17 protein-coding genes are annotated in these 23,127 nt (G+C 74.5%); 11 read left to right on the forward strand and 6 right to left on the reverse strand.

From position 1 onward, the window contains the following. Positions 1–40 precede the first annotated feature (40 nt). A complete protein-coding gene (locus tag FHX40_RS02105; protein ID WP_142258039.1) occupies positions 41–490 on the reverse strand; it encodes a hypothetical protein in 450 nt (149 codons plus the stop codon). 250 nt (positions 491–740) lie between these two features. On the opposite strand from FHX40_RS02105, the gene FHX40_RS02110 reads away from it, so the two are divergent. Then, positions 741–1,712 (forward strand): alpha/beta fold hydrolase, encoded by a 972-nt coding sequence (locus tag FHX40_RS02110; protein WP_142258040.1) that lies wholly within the window; start codon positions 741–743, stop codon positions 1,710–1,712. A gap of 117 nt (positions 1,713–1,829) precedes the next feature. Beyond that, a complete protein-coding gene (moeZ, locus tag FHX40_RS02115; protein WP_142258041.1) occupies positions 1,830–3,011 on the forward strand; it encodes an adenylyltransferase/sulfurtransferase MoeZ in 1,182 nt (393 codons plus the stop codon). Positions 3,012–3,106: 95 nt separating this feature from the next. On the opposite strand, the gene FHX40_RS02120 is transcribed toward moeZ, so the two are convergent. From FHX40_RS02120 to FHX40_RS02130, 3 genes are all read right to left on the reverse strand, one after another. Then, a complete protein-coding gene (locus FHX40_RS02120; RefSeq protein ID WP_142258042.1) occupies positions 3,107–3,622 on the reverse strand; it encodes a hypothetical protein in 516 nt (171 codons plus the stop codon). A gap of 165 nt (positions 3,623–3,787) precedes the next feature. After that, complete coding sequence (locus FHX40_RS02125) at positions 3,788–4,096, reverse strand: winged helix-turn-helix domain-containing protein (protein WP_142258043.1); 309 nt, start codon at positions 4,094–4,096, stop codon at positions 3,788–3,790. After that, positions 4,072–4,569 carry a hypothetical protein gene (locus tag FHX40_RS02130; protein ID WP_170198679.1) on the reverse strand — a complete coding sequence of 166 codons (498 nt, stop codon included), beginning with the start codon at positions 4,567–4,569 and terminating at the stop codon, positions 4,072–4,074. Before FHX40_RS02130 ends, FHX40_RS02125 begins: the two co-directional genes overlap by 25 nt. Positions 4,570–4,675: 106 nt before the next feature. Here FHX40_RS02130 and FHX40_RS02135 point away from each other — a divergent pair, with 106 nt between their 5' ends. The 9 genes from FHX40_RS02135 (at position 4,676) to FHX40_RS02175 (ending at position 20,282) form a co-directional block, all read left to right on the forward strand. After that, positions 4,676–5,461 carry a sensor domain-containing protein gene (locus FHX40_RS02135; RefSeq protein WP_244941578.1) on the forward strand — a complete coding sequence of 262 codons (786 nt, stop codon included), beginning with the start codon at positions 4,676–4,678 and terminating at the stop codon, positions 5,459–5,461. After that, the gene (locus tag FHX40_RS02140; protein WP_229788877.1) at positions 5,455–6,783 is read left to right on the forward strand and encodes a S8 family serine peptidase; all 1,329 of its coding nucleotides are present in this window, start codon (positions 5,455–5,457) and stop codon (positions 6,781–6,783) included. The genes FHX40_RS02135 and FHX40_RS02140 overlap by 7 nt, the downstream gene beginning before the upstream one ends. Before the next feature lie 9 nt (positions 6,784–6,792). Further along, entirely contained in the window at positions 6,793–7,713 is a 921-nt protein-coding gene (locus FHX40_RS02145; protein ID WP_142258045.1) for a hypothetical protein, read from the forward strand. Between the two features lie 20 nt (positions 7,714–7,733). Beyond that, entirely contained in the window at positions 7,734–8,930 is a 1,197-nt protein-coding gene (locus tag FHX40_RS02150) for a S8 family serine peptidase (RefSeq protein ID WP_170198680.1), read from the forward strand. 122 nt (positions 8,931–9,052) lie between these two features. Beyond that, positions 9,053–9,439, forward strand: coding sequence for a hypothetical protein (locus FHX40_RS02155; protein WP_142258047.1), 387 nt, complete (start codon positions 9,053–9,055; stop codon positions 9,437–9,439). 60 nt (positions 9,440–9,499) lie between these two features. Beyond that, positions 9,500–9,796: an MGMT family protein gene (locus FHX40_RS02160; RefSeq protein ID WP_142258048.1), complete on the forward strand. Its 297-nt coding sequence runs from the start codon at positions 9,500–9,502 to the stop codon at positions 9,794–9,796. Between the two features lie 74 nt (positions 9,797–9,870). Then, positions 9,871–12,969 carry a CDP-glycerol glycerophosphotransferase family protein gene (locus FHX40_RS02165; RefSeq protein WP_229788879.1) on the forward strand — a complete coding sequence of 1,033 codons (3,099 nt, stop codon included), beginning with the start codon at positions 9,871–9,873 and terminating at the stop codon, positions 12,967–12,969. A gap of 729 nt (positions 12,970–13,698) precedes the next feature. Next, positions 13,699–16,944 carry an ATP-dependent helicase gene (locus FHX40_RS02170; RefSeq protein WP_229788881.1) on the forward strand — a complete coding sequence of 1,082 codons (3,246 nt, stop codon included), beginning with the start codon at positions 13,699–13,701 and terminating at the stop codon, positions 16,942–16,944. After that, positions 16,941–20,282 (forward strand): ATP-dependent helicase, encoded by a 3,342-nt coding sequence (locus FHX40_RS02175; protein WP_373286899.1) that lies wholly within the window; start codon positions 16,941–16,943, stop codon positions 20,280–20,282. The genes FHX40_RS02170 and FHX40_RS02175 overlap by 4 nt, the downstream gene beginning before the upstream one ends. Before the next feature lie 6 nt (positions 20,283–20,288). Here FHX40_RS02175 and FHX40_RS02180 read toward each other — a convergent pair whose 3' ends face one another. Further along, on the reverse strand, positions 20,289–21,431 hold the full coding sequence (locus tag FHX40_RS02180) for a type III PLP-dependent enzyme (protein ID WP_142258050.1): 1,143 nt from the start codon (positions 21,429–21,431) through the stop codon (positions 20,289–20,291). A gap of 53 nt (positions 21,432–21,484) precedes the next feature. Then, complete coding sequence (locus FHX40_RS02185; protein WP_229788887.1) at positions 21,485–23,086, reverse strand: IucA/IucC family protein; 1,602 nt, start codon at positions 23,084–23,086, stop codon at positions 21,485–21,487. Positions 23,087–23,127: the final 41 nt, after the last annotated feature.

The following is a 23,127-nucleotide window of genomic DNA, read 5'->3' on the forward strand; positions in this document are numbered from 1 at the left end:
GGCCGGGCGGCCCGGAGACGGGTTCACGCGAGGGAGCCGATCACCAGCCCCAGTCGTCCGAGCCCCAGCTCAGCTTGTTGTGGCCGAAGCCCTTGTGGCCGAAGCCCTTGTGGCCGAAGTCGAACTTGTCGAACTTCTTGTGGCCGAAGTGCTTGTGGTTGAAGTGCTTGTGGTGGTGCTGGGCCCAGGCGCCGCACTTGACGACCCGCGTGGCCACCTTCTTCACCACGTAGTGGCCCTTGCCCTTGCCGAAGTAGCGGCCGAACTTACCGCCACCGCGCTTCTTGACGTACTTCTTGTGCGACCGGGCGACGCAGAGCCTGGCGGCGCCGGCGTGGCCGTGGCCGTGGCCGATGAAGTGGCCGTGGCGGCCGTGACGGTCGTGCCCCCAGCCGTCGTCCGCGTGGGCGGGCGCGGCCATCGCGGTGAGCGCGCCACCGCCGGCAATGGCCGCGGCGGCGAGAGTACTGGCGAGACGCTTGAACTTCATCCTCACTCCTCGTGTTCGAGGGGGGCTATGAGCGTGATGTCCGGACTCGTCACGCCAAAAACCGATACGTACCGAGATCTCCTGAATGCGGAGAGTTAATGGCCGCCATATGATATGCGGGCAAACTTCCGTTGACTCGCCTGTGCGGGCCTAATCAGAACAGGGCGACACGGCCGGGCTGTTTGCTCACGTGGCGGGCGATTAGGTACCGCTTAGGTGGAACAGGTGATGGACCGGAAGGAAACGGGTGATGAAGGAACCGATCGCGCCGTGGCCGGGGCGGTTCATCGACCTCGGCAAGCTCACCATGCACGTGCGATCGACCCCGGATGGCCCGTCGGAGACCGGGGTCTTCGTGCACGGCCTTGCCGGTTCGGCGACGAACTGGACCGACCTCATGGCCGAGCTTTCCGACGTGATCACCGGGTACGCGGTCGACCTGCCCGGCGCGGGCTACTCACCACCCCCTCCGGACAACGACTACTCGGTGACCGGGCACGCCCGTGCCGTCATCGCGTTCCTCGAGCACCTCGTGGCCGAGCGAGGCGGCCGGCCGGTTCACCTGTTCGGCAACTCGCTCGGCGGCGCGGTGGGGGTACGGGTGGCCGCGACCCGCCCCGACCTGGTCCGCACGCTCACCCTCGTCGCGCCCGCCCTGCCGCACATCGTCCCCCGGCGCGGCCCGGCCCGCATCGCGTTCTCCGCCACCCCGCGCATCGGCGACTGGGTGGTGAGCCAGCTCTTCCGCCACATGTCGCCGGAGAAGCGGGTACGGGCCACGATGGCGATGTGCTACGCCGACCCCTCCCGGGTGCACCCGGCGCGGGTCGCCGAGGCGGTGGCCGAGCAGCGCCGCCGCGACGAGCTGCCGTACGCCGGGCCCGCCCTGGTGGAGTCGGCACGCGGCATCGTGTTCGAGTACCTCAAGGAGTACGCCCCCTGGTACGCCAACCGGGGCGGCATGGACGGGTCGCTGTGGCGGCAGGCGGCCCGGGTGCAGGCGCCCACGCTCGCCGTGTACGGCCTGCACGACCGGCTGGTGCACCCGCGCTCCGCGGTCCGCGCCGCGCGCACCTTCCCCGACATCCGCGTGGTGATGCTGCCGCACGCCGGGCACACCGCCCAGTCCGAGTTCCCCGACGTCGTGGCGCGGGAGTTCCGGGGGCTGCTGCGGCACGCCCGCGTGCTGGAACGGGAGGTCGCGGGCGGCCGATGCGCGTGACCTACCCTGGGAGGGAATGCCGGAACGGCCGGGCTAGGTTGTCGATGAAGACGGCGAGCCGTACCCGTGACGGCTGGTCGGATCACGAGGTTTCCCCTGAAACGGGAGCGTAGAACTGTGTCGTTGCCACCGCTGGTAGAGCCGGCCGCCGAACTGACGGTTGACGAGGTCCGACGCTACTCACGTCATCTGATCATCCCCGACGTGGGGATGACCGGGCAGAAGCGCCTCAAGAACGCCAAGGTCCTGTGCGTCGGCGCGGGCGGTCTCGGCTCGCCCACGCTGATGTACCTGGCGGCGGCGGGGGTCGGCACGCTCGGCGTGATCGACTTCGACGTGGTCGACGAGTCCAACCTGCAGCGCCAGGTCATCCACGGCCAGTCCGACATCGGCCGGCTCAAGGTCGAGTCCGCCGCGGCGACGGTCCGGGAGATCAACCCGTACGTGAACGTGGTGACCCACAACACCTCGCTCACCACGGACAACGTGATGGAGATCTTCTCGCAGTACGACCTGATCGTCGACGGCACCGACAACTTCGCCACGCGCTACATGGTCAACGACGCGGCGGTGCTGCTCGGCAAGCCGTACGTGTGGGGGTCGATCTACCGGTTCGACGGCCAGGCGAGCGTGTTCTGGGCGGAGCACGGGCCGTGCTACCGCTGCCTCTACCCGGAGCCGCCGCCGCCGGGCATGGTGCCGTCCTGCGCCGAGGGCGGGGTGCTCGGCGTGCTGTGCGCGTCGATCGGGTCGATCCAGGTGAACGAGGCGATCAAGCTCATCACCGGGATCGGGGAGCCGCTGGTCGGCCGCCTCATGATCTACGACGCGCTGGAGATGAAGTACCGCGACGTCAAGGTCCGCAAGGACCCCGAGTGCGCGCTGTGCGGCAAGAACCCGACGATCACCTCGCTGCTCGACGACTACCAGGCGTTCTGCGGCGTGATCTCGGACGAGGCGGAGCGGGCCGCCCAGGGCTCGACGATCACCGCGCTCGAGCTCAAGGAGATGATCGACCGCGGCGACGACATCTTCCTCGTCGACGTGCGCGAGCCGAACGAGTACGAGATCTGCAGGATCCCCGGCTCGGTGCTCATCCCCAAGGGTGAGTTCCTCGACGGCTCCGCCCTGGAGAGGCTGCCGCAGGACAAGAAGATCGTGCTGCACTGCAAGTCTGGCGGGCGCAGCGCGGAGGCGCTCGCGGTGGTGAAGAACGCGGGCTTCTCCGACGCGGTGCACGTCGGCGGCGGCATCCTCAGCTGGATCAAGAACGTCGACCCCAGCCTCCCCGAGTACTGACGAGGCGGGTCCGCGCGACCCCGTGCCCGGCCGCCCGGGTGCGGGGTCGCTCGCGTCCTGCGGGCGGTGCCGTACGGTCGCGGGCGCGCCGGCGGTCAGCGGTCGTCCGGCGCCGGCGCGGCCGCCCCCTCGCGGCGGCGCTCGGCCGTGCGGGCGTTGCGCGTGGCCATCCACCGGGGCAGCAGCGGCGCGGTGACGGCCACGACGAGCAGCAGGCAGCAGGAGGCGGTGGTGCGCGGGTAGGCGAGGCCCGCGGCGGAGAACGCGGCGATCAGCGCGTACCCGGCCACGATGCCGCCCACCAGCCAGGCGCCGAAGGCCACCCACACCATCGGATCGATCAGCGAGCGGTGCGGCCGCATCGGCCACCGGGAGACGTCCCGGAAGAACTTGACCATGAACGCCGCGTACCCGGCCGCGGTGAGCAGGACGCCGGCCCAGGCCACCGGGCCGGTGAGCACCTCGGTGGAGAACTGCACGACGGCGACGCCCGCCCAGATCGCGACGAGGTACCAGGAGGGGAACAGGGGCGGGGCGTTGCGCAGCGTCCGGCGGCGGGTCCGCTCGACCTCCTCCAGCGCCCGCGCCGCCTCTTCGGGCGAGATGTTCATGACCGCCTCCTCTGACTGACCGTGGAACGTGGGTGCCGCGCGCCGGGGCGGCAAGGTGGACACCAAGGTGGGCGGTGCCGCCGTGCCGTACGGCCGTGCCGGCTCCGGGGAGCGCGCGGCACGAAGCGAGCGGGGGACAGGGGTGCGCCGGGCCGCGGCGGGCGCTCAGCGGGGCAGCACGCTGTGGCCGGAGCCCGCGACGATCGCCTGTAGCGCGGCCACGTGCGCCTCGTAGGCCTTCCGCCCCTTGGGGGTGAGGCTGTACCAGGTCTTGGGCCGCTTGCCCACGTACCCCTTGCGGATCCGGACGTATCCCGCGGCCTCCAGCGCGGCGGCCTGCTTCGACAGCGCCGAGTCGCTGATCTCCAGGGTGTCGCGGACGAAGGCGAACTCGACCTCCTCGGAGGCGGCGAGCAGCGCCGTGATCCGCAGCCGGGTCGGCGCGTGGATCACCGGGTCCAGTTCGGGCGCCATGCCTCCCTCGTCTCCCCCCGGGCGGCCTGTTCCCGGCGGGCGATGCGTGCGGCCATCCACTGTCCCAGGGCCGGGGCCGTGACGGCGACGAGCAGGAAGGTCAGCAGGGTGCCCCCGGTGCGCGGCGGGGCGAAGCCGGTCCCTGCCAGGGTGATCGCGGCCACGACGTTGAGCACCGTGCAGGCGCCGAGCCAGACGGTGAACCCGGCCCAGGCCCACGGGTCGCTGACCGCCGCCCGCCCGGATCCGCCCTGGCCGCGCACGACCCGGACGAAGAGCACGACCACGAGGGCGAAGGCGAGGACGGCCCCGGTCATGGCGAGGGCGGAGGCGGCGCCGTCGAGGAGCTCGGTGGCGGCCTGCGCGGCGCACAGGAACCCCCACAGGGCGACCGGGTACCAGGCGAGGAACGTCACCGGCGCGGCGCGGCCGGTGCGCCCGGTTCCGGCGGCGTCGTTCGCGGTGGGCGGCATGCCGGGCTCCCTCCGTTTTCCTGCTGGCATCTACTTTCCTGACTGGAAAGTACTTTCCTGTCTCACGAGAGTCAATTCAGGAGGACCAATCGGGACGGATCGCCAGATGAGAGGCGGTCTGCCGGTTAAAGTCGTGCAGGTGGGCGAGCACTGGGAGCGGAGCGGCGGGCGTGCCACCCGCCCGCGTTCGTGGTCGGCGCTCGTCGTGGTCACCGTGCTCGCCTTCGGCTGCGCGATCGTCGCGGGGGTGGCCGGCAGCGTGGCCGGGGCCGAGCTGACCCGCGGCCCGGACGCGGCCGAGATCCAGCGCGCCTCCGCCGAGGAGATCGCCCGGCGCTGGCAGGTGTGGCCGGTCAAGCGCATCTTCCCGGCCACGCTGCCGTACGTGACCGAGCAGGGCGGCCAGGAGCGGGCCCGGCGCGTGGGCGTGTCCACCCGCACCGACTGCCAGGCCGCGGTGGACGCCCGGCTCCGGGCGACGTTCCGCGCCGCGGGCTGCCGGGCCGTACTGCGGGCGACCTACCTCGACGCGCTGCAGGGCGTCGTGGTCACCATCGGCGTCGCCGCCTTCCCCGACGCCGCCTCCGCCGCGCGGGCGCACGCCGCGTTCCCCAAGGGCGGCAGGCCCTCGCCGGGCCTGCGCGCGCTGTCCTTCCCGCGCACCGTCGCCGACCGGTTCACCGCGGCGGGCCGGCAGCACGGCTACGCGCGGCAGGAGGGGCCGTACGTGGTGGCGGTCACCGCCGGGCAGGTGGACGGCCGTCCCGCCCGGGCCGTCGGGCACCAGCGGGAGACGCTGTTCGCGTTCACCGCGGATCTCGCCGACGGCGTGCTGCGCAACCTCGTCACCCCGGTCGTGCCGGACTGCACCGCCAAGGAGTGGCTGTGCTGAGCCGTACCGCGCCGATCCGTCGTGCGCTCGCCCGTGTCACGGCGGTCCTCGCCGCGCTGCTCGTGCTCACCCCCGTGCTCTGCGGCGCCGTGCCGTACGGCGGGGCGGACGGCCTGCTCGCCGCCACGGCGTACGCCGACCAGGTGCGCGGATCCCAGGAGGAGGTGCTGCGCACCCTCGACGTGGAGCGGGCCTGGAGGATCACCCGGGGCAAGGGCGTGCTGGTCGCGGTGCTCGACTCTGGGGTGGACCCGCGCCACCGCGACCTGGTCGGCTCGGTGATCACCGGCAGGGACTTCACCGTCGGCGCCAACCCGCCCGGGGTGCCGCCGAAGCGGCTGCACGGCACCTACATGGCCTCCCTGATCGCCGGGCACGGGCACGGGCCGGGCCGCCGCAACGGGGTGATCGGGGTGGCGCCGGAGGCGAAGATCCTCTCCGTCCGGGTGATCCTCGAGGACGAGGAGCCCGGCTTCCGCGCCTTCAACTCCGAGCCGCGCTTCGAGAAGGTGGTGGCGCGCGGCATCCGGTACGCGGTCGACCGGGGCGCCCACGTGATCAACATGTCGATCTCGAAGGACCAGCCCACCCGGGCCGAGCGGGCCGCGATCCGGTACGCCATCTCCAAGGGCGTGGTGCTCGTCGCCGCCGCGGGCAACGAGGGCGCGGGCAAGCGCAACGCCCCCTACTCCTACCCGGCGTCGCTGCCCGGGGTGATCTCGGTGGCGGCGGCCGACAAGTCGCAGCGGCGGGCCTCGTTCTCCAACCGCAATTCGCTGGTCACCGTGGCCGCGCCCGGCGTGGACGTGCTCGGGGCCGGTCCCGGCGACGAGTACTGGATCGGGCGCGGCACCTCGCAGGCGACCGCGCTCGTCTCCGGGGTGGCCGCGCTGATCAAGTCGCGGTACCCGAAGATGTCGCCCGCCCTCGTGGCGCAGGCGATCACCGCCGGGGCGCGCGGCCGCCCCGCCGGGGGCTACGACCCGGGCACCGGGTTCGGCGTGGTGAACGCGGCGCTGGCGCTGCGGCACGCGGCGCTGCTCGCCCGGCACCGGCACGTGGCGAGCGGGCCCGGCGTGCAGGACCCGGAGAAGCCGATCAGGCCGGAGACCGGGGTGCCCACCGTGAGCACCGGCCCGATCCGGGTGGTGCACCGGGACCGGGGGAAGATCGCGCTGTACGGCGGGATCGCGGTCGCCGCCGGGATCGGATCGCTCGCCTGCTTCTTCGTGATGCTCGTGCTCATCCGCCGCATGAGGCGAAAAGAACACCGTCTACCACAGGAGATTCCGGAACCCCAGCGGCCCGCGCTATCGACGTAGCATCGGAGTATGAAGCCTGAGGGTGCGAAGGGCCGGCGGGGTGCGCCGTGGCCCGTTCGCGGCTCAGGCACGCGGGCGCCGAACCTCGTGCCCGACCGGCGCGGCCGGGACCGCCCGGCCGGCGGCCGCGCCTGGACGGCCGGCCTGCGGCGCGGCGAGGCCGCCCGGGCCGCGCAGGCCGCGCGCGAGCGCGAGGAGCTGGAGCGGGGGATGCGCCGCCGCGGCCTGTTCCTCGCCCTCATCGGCGTGATCCTCGTCGTCGCGGCCACCAACGTGCTGCTCGGCACCCTCGGCCTGCTCCGGGAGACCCGGTCCCGGCCGCTCACCGCGGCCGAGCGCGCCGAGTACGTGCGCCAGGACGTGGCGCGCCGCTGGCACACCTGGCCCGCCACCCGGATCTTCCCCTCCGAGGTCGAGTACACCGGGCTCGGCCGTACCCAGCGGGTGGCCCGCCGGGTCGGCATCGCCCCCGAGACGAGCTGCCGCGGCGGGCTCGACTCCCCGGTCGCCGGGGTGCTCGAGGAGTACGGCTGCCGCACCCTGCTGCGCGCCACCTACGTCGACCAGTCCGCCGCCTACGCGATCACCGTCGGCGTCGCCGTGCTGCGGGACGAGGAGGCCCGGGCCGAGGCGGCGACCAGGCTTCCGGTCGACGACCGGGTCGGGGTGCGCCCGGTGGCGTTCCCCGGCACGGTCACCGAGAACTTCGGCGCGGCCCAGCGGCAGCGCACCGGCTGGGTCGCGACCGGGCCGTACATCGTCTTCACCACCTCCGGGTACACCGACGGACGCACCCGGGAGGCGGTGCCGCCGGAGGAGATCCTGCACAGCGAGCTGTGGCCGGTCGCCCAGACGATCGGCGGCCAGATCGCCCGCGCGCTCGGCCGGCCGCCCGACGTACCGCGTTGCACCCAGGGGAACGTGTGCTGAGGAGTGTGCTGAGGACAGGCGTGCCGACCCGATCAGGCCTGCGGCGGGCGCTCGCCGCGCTCACCGCCACCACGCTCGCCGCGCTCGTCGCGGGCGTGCCCTCCGCCGCCGCGGACGCCCGCGGGCGGGCGGACATCCGCAAGGAGCAGCGGTGGGTGTTCGACGCGCTCAACATCGAGCGGGCCTGGAGGTCGGGCAAGGGCGCCGGGGTGACCGTGGCGCTGCTCGACACCCGGGTGCAGGCCTCGGTGAAGGAGCTCAAGGGCAAGATCACCGAAGGCCCCGACCTGTCCGGGTTCTTCTACGGGGACCTGCCGTCGCCGGTGGGCGAGCACGGCACCCAGATGGCCTCGCTCATCGCCGGCTCGGGCCGGGACGGCGCGCTCTCCGGCGTCGCGCCCGACGCGCACATCCTGTCCATCCCGATCGCGGTGGAGCGGGGCGACACCAGCATGCTTCCGGGCAGCGCCGCGGACGCCGAGTTCGCCCGGGCGGTCCGGCACGCGGTGAGCCACAACGCCGCGGTGATCGTGGTGCCCAGCGGCCGGTACGGCGCGCAGCGCATCGGCGCCGAGGCCGTCGCCTACGCGCTCGCCCGCGGCGTGCCGGTGGTGGCCTCGGTGGGCGACGACGGCGCGAGCGAGGCGAGCAAGGAGAACGGCACCTCGTACTGGCGGTTCCCGGCGGGCTACTCCGGCGTGATCGGCGTGGCCGCGGTGGACCGGGACGGCAAGCCCGCGGAGTTCAGCAGCGACAACCTCTCGGTGCTGGTCGCCGCGCCCGGCGTGGACGTGCCGGCGGCGAGCTCGCGCGGCGGCCGTACCACGGTCAGCTCGACCGACGCCGCGGCCGCGCTCGTCGGCGGGGTGGTCGCGCTGATCAAGGCCCGGCACCCCACGCTGCGGCCCGAGCTGGTCGCCCAGGCGCTCGCCTCGTCCACCCGCCACCGCCCGGAGGCCGGGTACGACGACCGGGTGGGGTTCGGCGTGGTGGACGCCGCGGCCGCGCTCGAACGGGCGGCGCAGCTCGCCGGGTACCAGGCCGGCCTGCCGGTGGAGGAGGGCCACCGGTTCGGCGGCGGGTCGGCCGCGCCGGAGCCGTCCCGCCCGGGCCCCGACCCGTTCCGCATGTGGGCGTACGGCATCGGCGTGGCGTTCGGCCTCGCCGCGTTCGCGGGCGGCGTGCTCGTGCTCGTCCGGCGTTCGGAACGCGGTTGATCACAATGCGGACGCGATTCGGGCGCTCTTCGGTGGCGGTTTGAAACCAGTTCTGCTGCGTTTCTCCTGCGTGCCGTTTTTCCGGCGTGGCCGGTTGCGGCCATTCGCTATCGTCGCGGCACATGGGATACCAGCTGCGCGTGGAACGTGATTCTCCGCTCGCCTACGCCGAACTCGCCGAACCGGCGGTGACCGAGGCGGGGTTCGCGGTGCGCGGATCTCAGGACGGCGTGGAGATCGTGGCACGCCACGCCGACGGGGAGCACCTGGTCGCCTCCTGGCGGCAGGAGGCCGGCTCCGGGTCGGTGACCGGCGAGCCGGTGTCGGACTGGCAGGTGGCCCAGCTCGTCCGCCTGTCGGAGGCGCTCGGGGGACGCCTGGTGGGGGAGGACGGCGAGTTCTACCGCCTGCGCGACGGCGTGGTCGAGCAGGTGAGCGGCTCCCACGTCTACGAGTTCGGGAAGATCGAGGAGATCCTCGCGGCCGGTCCGGCCCAGTGGAGCGAGTGACGGGCCGCCGACCGGCGGCGGACGGCCGGCGCGGCCGGGGCACCGGGGGAGGACGGGGGCGTGCGACCGGAGTACGTCGAGCGGGTGCTTGAGGTGGTCGAGCGCATCCCGCCCGGCAGGGTGATGTCGTACGGCGACATCGCCGAGTACCTCGGTGAGGGCGGCCCCCGCCAGGTCGGCCGGGTGATGGCGCTGTGGGGCGGCGCGGTCTGCTGGTGGCGTGTCGTGCGGAGTGACGGGAGCCCTCCGCGCGGCCACGAGCAGCAGTGTCTGCGCAGGTGGCGGGAGGAGGGGACGCCGCTGCGCGGAGAACGCGCCGACATGCCCCGGGCCCGGTGGCACGCCGATCCGGCGTGAACGGAGGTACCGGCATTACCATCGGAGGAATACCGGTATAGCCGAGCGTTTCCGAAAGGTGGTGCCCCTCCGTCATGCCCACCGGCGCGACGCCCGTGCGCCCAGGCGATCTGCTCGCCGAGCGAATCCGGGCCGTCCAGGATCTGTTCGACCGGGGAGAGGCGCTGGAGGGGCTGATCTTAGCGGTCGACACCACCGGCCTCTCCCGCGCCGACCGCCGCCGCCTGCACACCGAGGTGCTGTGCGGCCCGCTCGGCGCCCGGCTCGACAGCGCGGCCCGGCGGGGCCCGGAACGGCGGCGGGAGGCGATCGAGGCGCTGCGCCCTTTTCTCGCCACGGTCGAGCCCCGGGTCAAGCGCAACCTGCCGGTGATGCGCCGCCTCGCCTATCACCTGATCGAGACCCGGGATCCCACCGAGCTCGCCGAGGGCGAGGACCTGGCGAAGCTCGCCGCCGCGCAGACCGAGCCGTTCCGCCGGGTGCGCCGCGGCCTGCGCTGGTACGCCGAGTCGCCGGTGGAGCTGCCCAAGGACCAGGCGCCGCGGCTGACCCGGCTGCGCCGTGCCGACCTCGTCCCGGTCACCCAGGTCGACGACATCTCCTGGACCGCGGACGGGCGGCTGCGGGTGACCGGGCACGCCTACCTCGCGGGCCTGTCGGTGCGCAGCCGCCGGTTCAACCGGGCCCGGGTGATGCTGTACGGCCCGCGGTGGCTGCCGCCGATCGCGATGCGGACCACCCGGATCCACCGGCCGCAGGTCACCCACGGGGCGGCCGAGCCGGGCTGTAACTACGACTGGGCGGGCTTCGTCGCCGAGGTCAACCCGTTCGCGCTGCGCTGGCGGGCCGGGGTCCGCGCGGTGGTGCGCGGCGCCATGCGGCTGCTGCGCGGCCGGCCGATCGTGCGCGACACCGCGACCTGGCGGGCCGAGATCGTGATCTGGAGCCGCGCGGCCCGGGCCAAGGGCCTGCTGCGCGGCCCGGCGCAGGGCCGTACCGAGCGCCCCGACGGCCGCGAGGTGAAGCCCGGCCTGTGGGTGCGGCCGGTGTGGACCTCGGACCGCGCGCTGCAGATCGTGCTGCAGCCGACCCGGGCCGAGCTGCTGTCGGCCTCGCTCGACGGCGACACCGTGGAGATCGTCGGCTTCCTGCCGGGCCGCCCGATCACCAAGGGCCGCGCCCGGCTGGGCGGGTACCGCGTCGCCGCCGAGTTCACCCCGGTCACCGGCGGCACCCGGTTCTCCCTCACGCTGCCCGCGCAGGCCCTGCTCAAGGAGCGCGAGGTGCGCCGCCTGTGGGTGGAGCCGAAGGGCATGCCCGCCGCGTCCGTCCAGCTCACCGACGGCGCGGAGGCCCGGCTCCTGGTCGGCGACCGGGAGATCGCGGTGCTGCGGGACCGGCGCGACCGGGCGACGATCGCCTCGTACCGCATCCGCCCGTTCATCACCTCCGCGACCTGGGAGGTGGACCGCGACGGGCGCAGTGGCACGCTCACCCTCACCGGTGACTACCCGGACCCCGACCCGGGCCCGCGCGAGCTGGTGCTCCGCCACACCTCCGGCCTCGTCTTCCACGTGCCGCTGACCCGGGAGGGCACCCGGTTCACGGCGCGGTTCGCCCCCGGGGCGATGCCGCGGTTCGGCGGCACGACGGTGCTGCCGAGCGGCGTGTGGCACATGTCGGTCACCGGGACGACCGCCAAGGGCCGGGCGCTGATCGTGCCGATGCGGTTCTCCCACCCGGCGCTCGCCGGCCTCGACGAGTCGCCGGTGGAGATCGCGGGCCGTACCTACCGGATCGTGTCCACCCGGTTCGACGTGCCGATCCTGGTCGTCGCGGAGAAGATCCCCGACGACGAGAAGGGCGCCGCGGGCGACTGGGCGCTGCGCCGCGTCTTCTACCCGGCCGAGCGCTCCCGGGAGCTGTGGGACGCGACCGTGTACGTCAGCTTCGACGGCCGGTGCTACGCCGACAGCCCACGGGCGATCTACGAGGAACGGCTGCGCCGCGGCGACGACCGCGAGCACATCTGGGTGGTCCGCGACGGCGCGTTCACCCCGCCCGACTCGGCCGCGCTCGGGCTCGCCCACGGCATCACCCCGCGGGTGGTGCGCGAGGGCGGCCGCGAGCACTACGAGGCGCTCGCCCGGGCCAGGTACATCGTGACCAACTCGATGCTGCCGCCGTGGTTCCGCGCCCGCGAGGACCAGGTGGTGGTGCAGACCTGGCACGGCACCCCGGTCAAGCGCATCGGCGTGGACCAGCCGCACATGTCGCGCACCCCCAGGCCGCCGGTGTGGTACCGGCAGGCCGCCGAGGTGCGCAACTGGGACCTGCTGGTGGCGCAGAGCCCGTGGGCGGCGCGCATCCTGCGCCGGGCGTTCCGGTACGAGGGCGAGGTGCTCGAGTGCGGGCTGCCGCGCAACGACCTGCTCGCGGACGGCGACCGGGACGCGCTCGCCGCGGCGGTACGGCGGCGCCTCGGCGTGCCCGAGGGCAAGCGCATCGTGCTGTACGCGCCGACCGCCCGGGACAACGACCGCAAGAACTCCTCGCTCCGGCTCGACCTCGCCGAGCTGCGCCGCGCGATCGGCCACGACCACGTGCTGCTGGTGCGCGGCCACATGCTGCAGGCGTACCCATCGGCGCCGGGCCTCGCCGCCCCGGACTCGGCCGCGGCGAAGGCGATGGCCGCCGACTCGCTGCCGGTCGCGCCCGCCGGCCCCGAGGGGGCGCGGCCCAGCCCGAAGCTGCTCGCCCGGCGCGCCGCGATGGCGAAGGCCAGGGAGAAGGCGAGGACCGGCAACGCCGCGTTCGCGCTCGACGTCACCACCTATCCGGACGTCACCGAGCTCATGCTCGTGGCGGACGTGCTCATCACCGACTACTCGGCGGTGATGTTCGACTTCGTCGTCACCGGCCGGCCGATCCTGCTGTACGCCCCCGACCTCGACCGCTTCGAGGAGATCCGCGGCCTCTACCTCGACCTGTCCACCCAGGCCCCGGGCCCGCTGCTGTTCGAGCAGTCCGAGGTGGTCGACGCGCTGCGCTCGATCGAGCGGATCACCGCCGCGTACGCCGAGCGCTACGCCTCCTTCGCCCGCCGCTACGCCCCGCACGACGACGGCAAGGCCACCGTCCGCCTCGTCGACCACGTCTGGCGTCCGAGCTGACCACCGCGCCGCGGGTGGGGTTCGGCCACGCCCGCGGCGCCTTCGCGGCCGTGGGCCGGTGGCGTCATGGCGTCGCCGCGGCAGGGAGGCCGTCGCGCGCCGGTCGCCCGGTCCGCCGGCGGGGGCGCGATGCGCCTTGCGGCGTTCACCTGGTTCGGCGATGTTCCACCCCGCCGTGAGACCCACCTCGGCCGTCGCGTGGCGTACGTGAGCGGCATGCCGAGGTCCTGCCCGTGATCCGGGGTGCCCGCCGGTCTGCGCCGCTCGGACCGTCGTCGCGGTCTCGCCCGAGGCGGCAGGTGGCTTCCTTGCGCCTCCGCGGCGGTGACCGAGTGCTCGTGCGAACCGGCTCACCGATCGCCCTGATCGCGTCCGGGGCGACGAACCATCGGAAGGCGGCCGCTCGTCCGGCCCCCCGTCCTTCACGTCCGCTCCAGGTGATCGACGCGCTTCGCGTCGAGCGGCCGCCGTGGTGCACCTCCTGCCGTGCGCGGGGCGGTGCCGTTGGGTGGCGATGTGGCGGACACGTCGTCCGCCGCCCGGAGCGATGGACACCGCGGTCGCCCCGAACATGGCGCCGGCCAGGGGTTGCGTTATTTGACCTACGTGCCGTTCTTGTCTGGCGTGGGCGGCGTGTCGGTTCTGTCGATCGTTGCCGCTGGGAGTAGGGTGATCCGCTATCCCTGAAGTTGCACGATCAACCGCCGTGGTCTGCTGGAATACAGAGTCGTGAGTGGTCAGACCTACCGCCTGGTGCGGCGCGGGGGCCTGGGGCATGAGTCCACCGTCGTGCTCGACGAGCACCAGCGGGCGGTGGTGGAGCATCCGGGCGGCCCGCTGCTCGTGCTCGCCGGGCCCGGGGCCGGCAAGACCACCACGATCGTGGAGAGCGTCGCGTACCGGGTGGAGCACCGCGGCCTCGACCCCGAGCGCGTGCTCGTGCTCACCTTCAGCCGCAAGGCCGCGGGCGAGCTCCGCGACCGGATCACCGCGCGCATGCGCCGTACCACGCGCACGCCGCTCGCCCTCACCTTCCACAGCTACGCCTACGCGCTGCTGCGCCGCCGGGCCGTGCTCGTCGGCGAGCCGCCGCCGCGGCTGCTCACCGGCCCGGAGCAGCTGCTCGAGGTACGCCGCCTGCTCCACGGCGAGCTGGAGGAGGGCGCCCGCCACTGGCCGCCGGACATGCGCGAGCTGCTCAAGACCCGCGGCTTCGCCGAGGAGCTGCGCGACCTGCTCGCCCGCGCGGCCGAGCGCGGCCTCGGTGGCAACCACCTGATCGAGCTGGGCCGCAGCCACGGCCGGGACGACTGGGTCGCCGCCGGGCGGTTCGCCTTCCGGTACGCCGCCCGGTTCGACCTCGACCCGGTGCCCACGCTCGACTACGCCGAGCTGATCCGCGCCGCCGCCGCACTGCTGCGTGACGACCCCGAGGTGCTGCGTCGCGAGCGCGCCGCGTACGACCTCGTCGTCGTCGACGAGTACCAGGACGTCGACCCGGCCCAGGAGGAGCTGCTCCACCGGCTAGCCGGGGACGGCCGGGACCTCATCGTGGTCGGCGACCCCGACCAGTCGATCTACGGCTTCCGCGGCGCCGACGTGCGCGCGATCATGCACTTCCCGGAGCGGTTCCCCACCCGCACCGGCGAACCGGCGCCGGTGGTCGCGCTGCGCACCTGCCGCCGCGCCGGCGCGGAGCTGCTCGCCGCCTCCCGCCGCATCGCGCGGAAGCTGCCCGTGCCGCCGGGCGTGCCCGCGGGCCGGGACGGGTACCGCGACCTCGTGCCCGCCCCCGGCACGGCGCCCGGCGAGGTGCGGGTGGTGATCGCCGACAGCGAGAGCCAGGAGGCCGCGGTCGTCGCCGACACGCTGCGCCGCGCCCACCTGCTCGACGGCGTGCCCTGGTCGCGCATGGCCGTGCTGGTGCGCTCCGCGGCACGGCAGGTGCCGACGCTCCGCCGGGCCCTCGTCGGGGCCGGGGTGCCGGTCGTGGTCGCCGGGGACGAGGTGCCGCTCGTCGGCGAGCCCGGGGTGCGCCCGCTCATCACGCTGCTCACCGTGGCCGCCCGCCCCGAACGGCTCGACGCGGCCACCGCCGAGGAGCTGCTCACCGGTCCGCTCGGCGGTTCCGACGCGATCGGGGTACGGCGGCTGCGCCGCGCGCTGCGCGCCGCCGAGAACGAGGCGTTCGGCGAGGCGGCCGCCCGGCCGCCCGAGGAGCTGCTGGTCGCCGCGCTCCGCGACGAGCGCGAGCTGATCACCGTGGAGGCCCAGGCGGGCGAGCACGTCGTCGCGCCCGCCCGCCGCGTGGCCCGGCTCATCGCCACCGCCCGCGACGCGATCGCCCGCGGCGCCGGCGCCGAGGAGGTGCTGTGGGAGGTCTGGCAGGCGAGCGGCCTCGCCGAGCGGTGGACCGAGCAGAGCCTCGCGGGCGGGGTGCGCGGCGCCCAGGCCGACCGTGACCTCGACGCGGTGGTCGCGCTCTTCGACCAGGCAGCCCGGTTCGCCGACCGCATGCCCAAGGCCGGAGTGGAGGTCTTCCTCGACGACCTGTCCTCCCAGGAGATCCCCGGGGACACCCTCGCCGAGCACGCCCCCGAGGGCGAGGCCGTACGCATCCTCACCGCGCACCGCGCCAAGGGCCTGGAGTGGGACGTCGTCGTGGTCGCGGGCGTCCAGGAGGGCACCTGGCCCGACCTGCGGCTGCGCGGCTCGCTGCTCGGCGTCGAGGAACTCGTCGAACTCGCCGCCGGATCGTCGATCGGCGTGGCCCCGCGCCGACCCGCCGACGCCCCGCCGCCGGACCGCGGCGCGGACCGCCGGCCGGTCGAGGTCTCGCTCATCTCCAAGATGCTCACCGAGGAGCGGCGGCTGTTCTACGTGGCGGTCACCCGCGCCCGCCGCAGGCTCGTGGTCACCGCCGTGGGCGGGGAGGACTGCGAGCAGCGCCCGTCCCGGTTCCTCACCGAGCTGCTGCCGGACAAGACCGAGCCCGCCAAGGTGGACGAGCACTCCCGCTGGCTCACCATGTCCGCGCTCGTCGCCGACCTGCGCGCCGCCGTGTGCGATCCGACCCGCCCCGAGCCGGTACGGCGGGCCGCGGCGCGGCACCTCGCCCGGCTGGCGAAGGCGGGCGTGCCCGGTGCGGATCCGTCCGAGTGGTACGCGCTCACCCCGATCTCCGACGACCGGCCGCTGGAGTGGCCCGGCGGGGTGGTGGTGATCTCGCCCTCGTCGGTGGAGAGTTTCACCAAGTGCGGCCTGCGCTGGCTGCTCGAGCACGCGGTGGGTGCCTCGGGCACCGACACCGCCCGAGGTCTCGGCTCGGTGATCCACGCGCTCGCCGCGCTCGCCGCCGCTGACGACCCGGCCGAGACCCTCGCCAAGCGGCTCGACGAGGTGTGGGACCGGCTCGACTTCGGCGGAGTGTGGTTCAACCGCAAACAGCGCGAGCTCGCCGAGCAGATGGTCGCCCGGTTCGCCCGGTGGCACGAGGAGAACCGTTCCGGCATGGTCGCCGCCGAGCAGGCGTTCGCCGTGATGCTCGGCGACGACGTACGCATCCAGGGCCGGGTCGACCGCATCCAGCGGGACGAGACGGGCCGCCCGCTGATCATCGACATCAAGACCGGCGCGTCGAAGCCGTCCGAGGCCGAGCTCGAACGCCACCCCCAGCTCGGCGTCTACCAGCTCGCCGCGCTGCTCGGCGCGTTCACCCGGCTGGGGCTCCCGGCCGAGCCGGGCGGGGCCGCGCTCGTGCAGGTGGGCAAGGCCGCGGGCACTGGCGGTGTGAAGGAGCAGCGCCAGCGCCCGCTCGCCGATGACCCGGATCCGGACTGGGCGCGCGACCTCGTGCGGGACGTCGCCACGGGCATGACGCAACCCACGTTCACCGCGCGGGTGAACGATGGCTGCCGCACCTGCGCGGTCAAGACGAGCTGCCCGGTGAACGACCGCGGGGGGCACGTGTGCTGAAGCGGGCGCAGGAGATCGCGAAGCATCTCGAACTCCCCTCGCCCACCGACGAGCAGGTGGCGGTGCTCGAGGCCCCGCTCGAGCCCATGGTGGTGATGGCGGGCGCGGGCTCAGGCAAGAGCGAGACGATGGCGGGCCGCGTGGTCTGGCTCGTCGCGAACGGGAAGGTACGGCCCGACCAGGTGCTTGGCCTCACCTTCACCCGCAAGGCCGCGGCCGAGCTCGCCGCCCGCGTCCGCGCCCGGCTCGCCGCGCTCCAGGAGGCGGACCTCATCCCCAAGCAAGTGGCCACCGACGGCGAGCCGACCGTCTCCACTTACCACGCCTACGCCGCCCGGCTCGTCACCGACCACGCGCTGCGCGAGGCGCTGGAACCCACCATGCGGCTGGTGAGCCCTGCGGTCGCCTGGCAGCTCGCCGCCGGGGTGGTCGGCCGGTACGACGGGCCGATGGACGAGGTCGACCTCGGGCCCGCCTCGGTGACCGCGGCCGTGCTCGACCTCGCGGGCGAGCTCGCCGAGCACCTGTGCGAGGTGGACCGGGTGCGCGAGATCGGCGAGTGGCTGGACCGCATGCTCGCCGCGGTGCGCCGCCCCACCAAGGCGCAGCGCGAGGTGCTGCGCACCCAGCGGGTGCGCGAGCGGCTCCTCCCGCTCGTGGCCGAGTACATCCGGGTCAAGCGCGAGCGCGAGGTGATCGACCACGGCGACCAGATGGCGCTCGCCGCCCGCATCGCCGTACGGCACCCGGAGGTGGGGGAGATCGAGCGGAGCCGCTTCAAGGTGGTGCTGCTCGACGAGTACCAGGACACCAGCCACGCCCAGCTCGTGCTGCTGCGCGCGCTGTTCGGCGGCGGCCACCCGGTCACCGCGGTCGGCGACCCCTGCCAGTCGATCTACGGCTGGCGCGGCGCGTCCGCCGGGAACCTGCGCCGTTTCCCCACGGACTTCCCCAAGGCCGACGGCAGTCCCGCGTCCGTCCGCAAGCTCTCCATGAGCTTCCGCAACGGCGAGTACGTGCTGCGGGCCGCCGCCCGCGTGCAGGAGCCGCTGCGCCGGGAGACAAGCGAGGTCCCGGTGCTGCGGCCGGGATCGTCGCGCGCCGGACGCGGCAAGGTGATCGCCGCGTTCCATGCCACGGCCGAGGAGGAGGCCGAGTGGATCGCCGAGCGCGTGGCCGCGTTGCACGGAACGACCGACCCCGACGGCCTGCCCAGGCCCGAGGAGGAGCGCACCGAGCCGCTGCGGTACCGCGACATCGCCGTACTCGCCCGCAAGCGCGCCCAGTTCCCGATGCTGCGCCGCGCGCTTCAGGCCCGCGGCATCCCGGTCGAGGTGGTCGGACTCGGCGGCCTGCTCACCGTGCCCGAGGTCGCCGATATCGTGGCGACGCTGCGGGTGCTCTACGACCCGAGCGCGGGCGACGCGCTGGTGCGGCTGCTCACCGGCCCCCGCTGGCGCATCGGCCCCCGGGACCTGAGGATCCTCGGCGAGTGCGCACGCGAGCTCGACCGGGAGCTGCGCGGCCGCCCGGACGACGAAACGGAGGAGGGTGGCGACCCGTCCGCCGCTGGATCCGCGGCGGGCACGGTCACCGGGGCGTCCGCGAACGGGTCCGGGGAGGCCGAGCGCCCAGACCCCCTCCAGGAGGCGATCGCCGAGCTCAACGCCGAGCGCGGCAGCCTCGTCGACGCCCTCGACGAGTTGCCCGACCGCCCGGATTGGCTGGCCAGATTCTCCCCGATCGCCAGGGACCGCCTGCCCAAGCTCGCAGTGGAGCTGCGGGCGCTGCGCGCGCACGCCGGGCAGCCGCTACCCGACCTCATCACCGAGATCGAGCGCCGCCTCTGCCTCGACATCGAGGTGGCCGTGCGCGGCGGCGGCACCCTCACCGCCCGCGCCGACCTCGACGCGTTCCTCGACGCCGCCGCCCGCTTCGCCTCGGACTCCGAGGACGCGTCGCTCGGCGGGTTCCTCGCCTACCTCAAGGCCGCCGAGATCGAGGAGTTCGGCCTCGAGACGGGCGGCCGCGTCGGTGAGGGCGACAGCGTGAAGCTCATGACCGTGCACGCGGCCAAGGGCCTGGAGTGGCCGGTCGTGATCGTGCCCGGGCTCTCCCGCGCCACCACGAGCAAGGGCGCGCTCGCCAAGGGCAGCGTCTTCCCGGCCACCCCGGTGACCAACCCGCGGTGGACGGAGAACCCGCGCCGCCTGCCGTACCCGCTGCGTGGGGACGCGGCCGACCTGCCCGCGCTGGCGAGCCTCGACAAGGACGACCTCGCGGCGTTCGAGGAGCAGTGCCGCGAACGGGAGCTGCTCGAGGAGCGGCGGCTCGCCTACGTCGCGGTCACCCGCGCCCACTACCTGCTCATCGCCTCCGGCTACCGCTGGGGTACCTCGTCCCGGCCGCTCGAGCCCTCCGAGTTCCTCCGGGAGATCGTCGAGGCCGGTGCCGAGGTGGCATGCTGGGCCGAGCCCACCGGGGAGGCCGCCGAGGATGAGCGCAACCCGATGCTCGCCGAACCGGTCGAGGCGCCGTGGCCGGTCCCGCCGTCCGGTCCCCGGTACGAGGCGGTGCTCGCGGGCGCCCGCCTGGTCGAGGAGGCGCTCGCCGACGACAAGGTCACGGTCGCCCCGGTCGGCGAGGAGGCCGATCTTTTGCTCGCCTGGGCCCGGGACGTCGAGCTGCTGCTGCGCGAGCGCGAGCAGCTCGCCCGGCGCGGCGGCGGCCTGGTCGAGCTGCCCGCGCACCTGTCGGTGTCCTCGCTCGTGACGCTCGCCGCCGACCCGCGCGAGCTCGCCCGCCGGATCCGGCGGCCGGTGCCCCGCCGCCCGGCCCCGCTCGCCCGGCGCGGCACCGCGTTCCACCGCTGGCTGGAGACCCGCTGGGGGCAGCAGCGGCTCATCGACGACCTGGAGCTGCCCGCCGCGGACGATGCCGACGAGCTCACCGACGTCGAGGCCGAGCTGAGCGAGCTGCAGGCCCGGTTCGAGGAGAGCGAGTGGGCCGACCGCCGCCCGATCGCCCAGGAGGTGCCGTTCGAGACCGTGATCGGCGGCCAGCTCGTGCGCGGCCGCATGGACGCGGTGTTCCGCGAGGGCGACGGGTATGTCGTGGTCGACTGGAAGACCGGCGAGCCGCCCCGCGGCGAGGCCGCCCGCGCCGCGAGCGTGCAGCTCGCCGCCTACCGCCTCGCCTGGGCCGACCTCGCCAAGGTCCCGCTGCACCGGGTGAGCGCCGCGTTCCACTACGTCCGGTACAACCGCACCGTGCGCCCGGTCGACCTGCTCGACGCCGCCGGCCTCGCCGCGCTCATCGAGACCGTGCCGCTCGCCTAGCCGTCCTCATCGCAGGTAGTGGAAGCCCGGTTTGGGGTGCATGAGGAAGTCGTGGTGTGAGATGTTCCACGCGTACGCGCCCGCCATGGCGAACGCGACCACGTCGCCCACGGCGAGCTCGGCGACCGGCACCCGGCGGGCGAACACGTCCTTCGGCGTGCAGAGCTGGCCGACCACGGTGACGTGCTCGTCGCGTACCCGGGGGCCGTCGGAGCCCGGGCCGGGGATCACGGTGAACGGCTGGTCGTGGCCCTTGGTGACCGGGGTGCGCAGGTGGTGGGTGCCGCCGGTGACGATCGCGAAGGTCTCGCCGTGCACCCGCTTGACGTCGATCACCTGGGCCAGGTAGTGGCCGCAGTAGACGGTGAGCGCGCGGCCCGGCTCGATGCGCAGCACCTCGCCGGGCCGCCGGAGCACGGCGAGCCCGCGGCCGTAGGCGGCCCAGTCGAACCGCGCGGCCGGGTTCCGGTAGTCGACGGCCATGCCGCCGCCGAGGTTGATTTCGGCGAGGCCGAGGTCGCGGGCGTACCCGAGCACCCGGTCGGCGAGCTCGAGCATGCGCGCCGCGTCGAGCCCGCTCGCCAGGTGGGCGTGCACCCCGCGCAGCCGCAGGTGCGGCGCGCCGTCGAGCAGCCGCAGGCACTCGGCCACCCCGTCCTCGTCCATGCCGAACGGGGTCGCCCCGCCGCCCATGGCGAGCGCCGCGCCCTCGATCGACGCCTTGAGGTTGGCCCGCAGCAGGATGTCCGCGCCCTCCGCACCGGCGATCCGGGCGAGGCGGCGCAGCTCGTGCGGGCTCTCCACGTGCAGCCGCCAGGCGCCGAGGGCCAGCTCGGCGTCGGTCTTGCCGGGCCCGCCGAACGCCAGCCGGGCGTCCGGGAAGAGCGAGCGCACGTGCACCACCTCGCCGCCGCTCGACACCTCGAAGCCGTCCACATGCGGCGCGAGCGTGCGCAGCAGCTCCGGGTCCGGGTTCGCCTTCACCGCGTAGAACAGCTCGACGCCGGGCAGCGCGGCGCGCACCGCCGCCGCGTGCCGGTCGAGCGCGGGCAGGTCGTAGACGTACGCGGGCAGCGCGCCGGTGGCGGCGAGCCGCAAGGCGAGCTCGGCGAGCGCGTCCGGGTGGGCCGTCGGCACGGATGTGGTCATGCGCGGGTGCCTCCTCGTCGGTCGGGTACGGCGGGCAGGGGCGGCCAGGGGGATCAGGCGGCGCCGGCGAGCGGGTTGGCGATCGGCACGTAGCCCGCGGCGCGGTCGGCCTGGGCGGCCCAGCGCACCGAGAGGTTCGCCTTCGCCGGGAGCGGCGCCCCGGCGAGCAGATTGGTCAGCGGCAGCGGCCACCCGGCGCGCTCGGCGTACCGCGCGAGGCGCTCCCGCGCGATCGCCCACAGCGGCGCGGGGTCGGCGTCCGGCCCGGCCACGGTCGCGGCGATCTCCGCGAGGTGGTTCACCACGAGGCAGTACACGACCCGGTTCCAGCCGCGCACGGTGTCGTAGGTGAGCGCCTCGGCGACCCGCTCGGGCAGCCCGGACAGGTCGTGGCGGCCCGCGACGAGCTTGGTGCCCTCCATGTCGCGGAAGATCACCTCGGCGGGCATGCCGGCGGCGTCCACGCCGACGAGCACGTTCTGCACGTGCGGCTCGAGCACCACGCCGTACCGGAAGTACGCCTCCAGCACCGGCGGGGCCACCCGGTCCACGTACGCGGCCCACCAGCCCTCCGGGTCGCGCCGCCGCGCCTCGGCCACGAACTCCGGCACCGCCGTACCGGCGAGCCGCCGCTCCTCCTCGCCGAGCGCGAGCGCGCCCGCGAGCAGCGGCGTGACCCCGGGGCCGCAGGCCGCCCGGGGATCGGTCCGCACGATCACGCCGAGGCCCTCGAGCAGCCGCGGCGAGATCGACGCCGACCGGTACCCGGGCTCGGGCAGCCAGCGGGTGCCCGGGAACGCCTCGGCGAGCTCGGCGAAGACCGGGCGCAGCCGCCGGGTGAGCTCGACCGCGCCGGTCAGCTCGTACCAGGAGTTCTTGCGCACGCAGTTGGTGATGCGCACGTTCAGGGAGAACTTGAGGCAGTGGCCGGTGACCGGGTCGGACACGGTGCGCACCGAGGAGGTGGGGGTCACCGTGCCGGGCGCGTCCCCCAGGTCGAGCAGGCGGCCGTCGCGCAGCGGCGCGGCCAGCTCGTCGGCGAGCAGCGACAGCTGCCAGGGGTGCGCGGGCAGCAGGGTGTACCCGTCGGGCGCCGCGCCGAGCCGGTCGAGCACCGCGGCGTCGCCCTCCCCGGCGGCGAGATCGTTCCGTACGGCGAGCAGCCGCAGCGGGAACCTGGCGTGCACCTCCGGCGCGTAGCGCAGCCACTCGGCGTCCGTGCCGCCGCGCGCCTTCGGCGACGGGTGGAACGGGTGGCCGAACAGCAGCGCCTGCTCCGAGGCGAGCCAGGGGTCGTCCGGCGGGTCGGCGCCCTCGCGCTCCTTGAGCAGCACGGCGGTGGTCTCCCGGCTCGCGGCGACCTGGGCGGCGAACTCGGCGTTGCCCCCGCCGAGCTCGGCCACGACGAGCCGGGTGAGCAGGTCGGCGCCGAGCGGCCGCCAGGCGCCGTCGCACAGCCACTCGGGTGTGCCCGCGACCCGCACCGCGGTCCCGCCGTGGGTGCGGGCGCGGATCAGCGTGCCGCCGATCTCGCACAGCAGGTACGGCCGGGCGGGCCAGACCCGGCCACGCGGCCCGGCCACCTCCCGGACGCAGCAGCGGAGCAGGGCGGCGAGCGACGCTCGCTCGGCGGCGCAGACGGGCGAATCGAGCACGAGGCTGTCCATAGGTGAAGGCACCCCTCCAAGTAAAGAAC

The sequence above is a fragment of the Thermopolyspora flexuosa genome, assembly GCF_006716785.1.
In the GTDB taxonomy this organism is placed as follows: Bacteria; Actinomycetota; Actinomycetes; order Streptosporangiales; family Streptosporangiaceae; genus Thermopolyspora; species Thermopolyspora flexuosa.

Excerpts from the sequence above, each read along its gene's own strand:
- FHX40_RS02165 (WP_229788879.1), top strand. The coding sequence starts at position 9,871 with ATGCCCACCGGCGCGACGCCCGTGCGCCCAGGCGATCTGCTCGCCGAG.
- FHX40_RS02120 (WP_142258042.1), bottom strand. The coding sequence starts at position 3,622 with ATGAACATCTCGCCCGAAGAGGCGGCGCGGGCGCTGGAGGAGGTCGAG.
- FHX40_RS02135 (WP_244941578.1), top strand. The coding sequence starts at position 4,676 with ATGAGAGGCGGTCTGCCGGTTAAAGTCGTGCAGGTGGGCGAGCACTGG.
- FHX40_RS02145 (WP_142258045.1), top strand. The coding sequence starts at position 6,793 with ATGAAGCCTGAGGGTGCGAAGGGCCGGCGGGGTGCGCCGTGGCCCGTT.
- FHX40_RS02125 (WP_142258043.1), bottom strand. The coding sequence starts at position 4,096 with ATGGCGCCCGAACTGGACCCGGTGATCCACGCGCCGACCCGGCTGCGG.
- FHX40_RS02155 (WP_142258047.1), top strand. The coding sequence starts at position 9,053 with ATGGGATACCAGCTGCGCGTGGAACGTGATTCTCCGCTCGCCTACGCC.
- FHX40_RS02180 (WP_142258050.1), bottom strand. The coding sequence starts at position 21,431 with ATGACCACATCCGTGCCGACGGCCCACCCGGACGCGCTCGCCGAGCTC.
- FHX40_RS02110 (WP_142258040.1), top strand. The coding sequence starts at position 741 with ATGAAGGAACCGATCGCGCCGTGGCCGGGGCGGTTCATCGACCTCGGC.
- FHX40_RS02130 (WP_170198679.1), bottom strand. The coding sequence starts at position 4,569 with ATGCCGCCCACCGCGAACGACGCCGCCGGAACCGGGCGCACCGGCCGC.
- FHX40_RS02105 (WP_142258039.1), bottom strand. The coding sequence starts at position 490 with ATGAAGTTCAAGCGTCTCGCCAGTACTCTCGCCGCCGCGGCCATTGCC.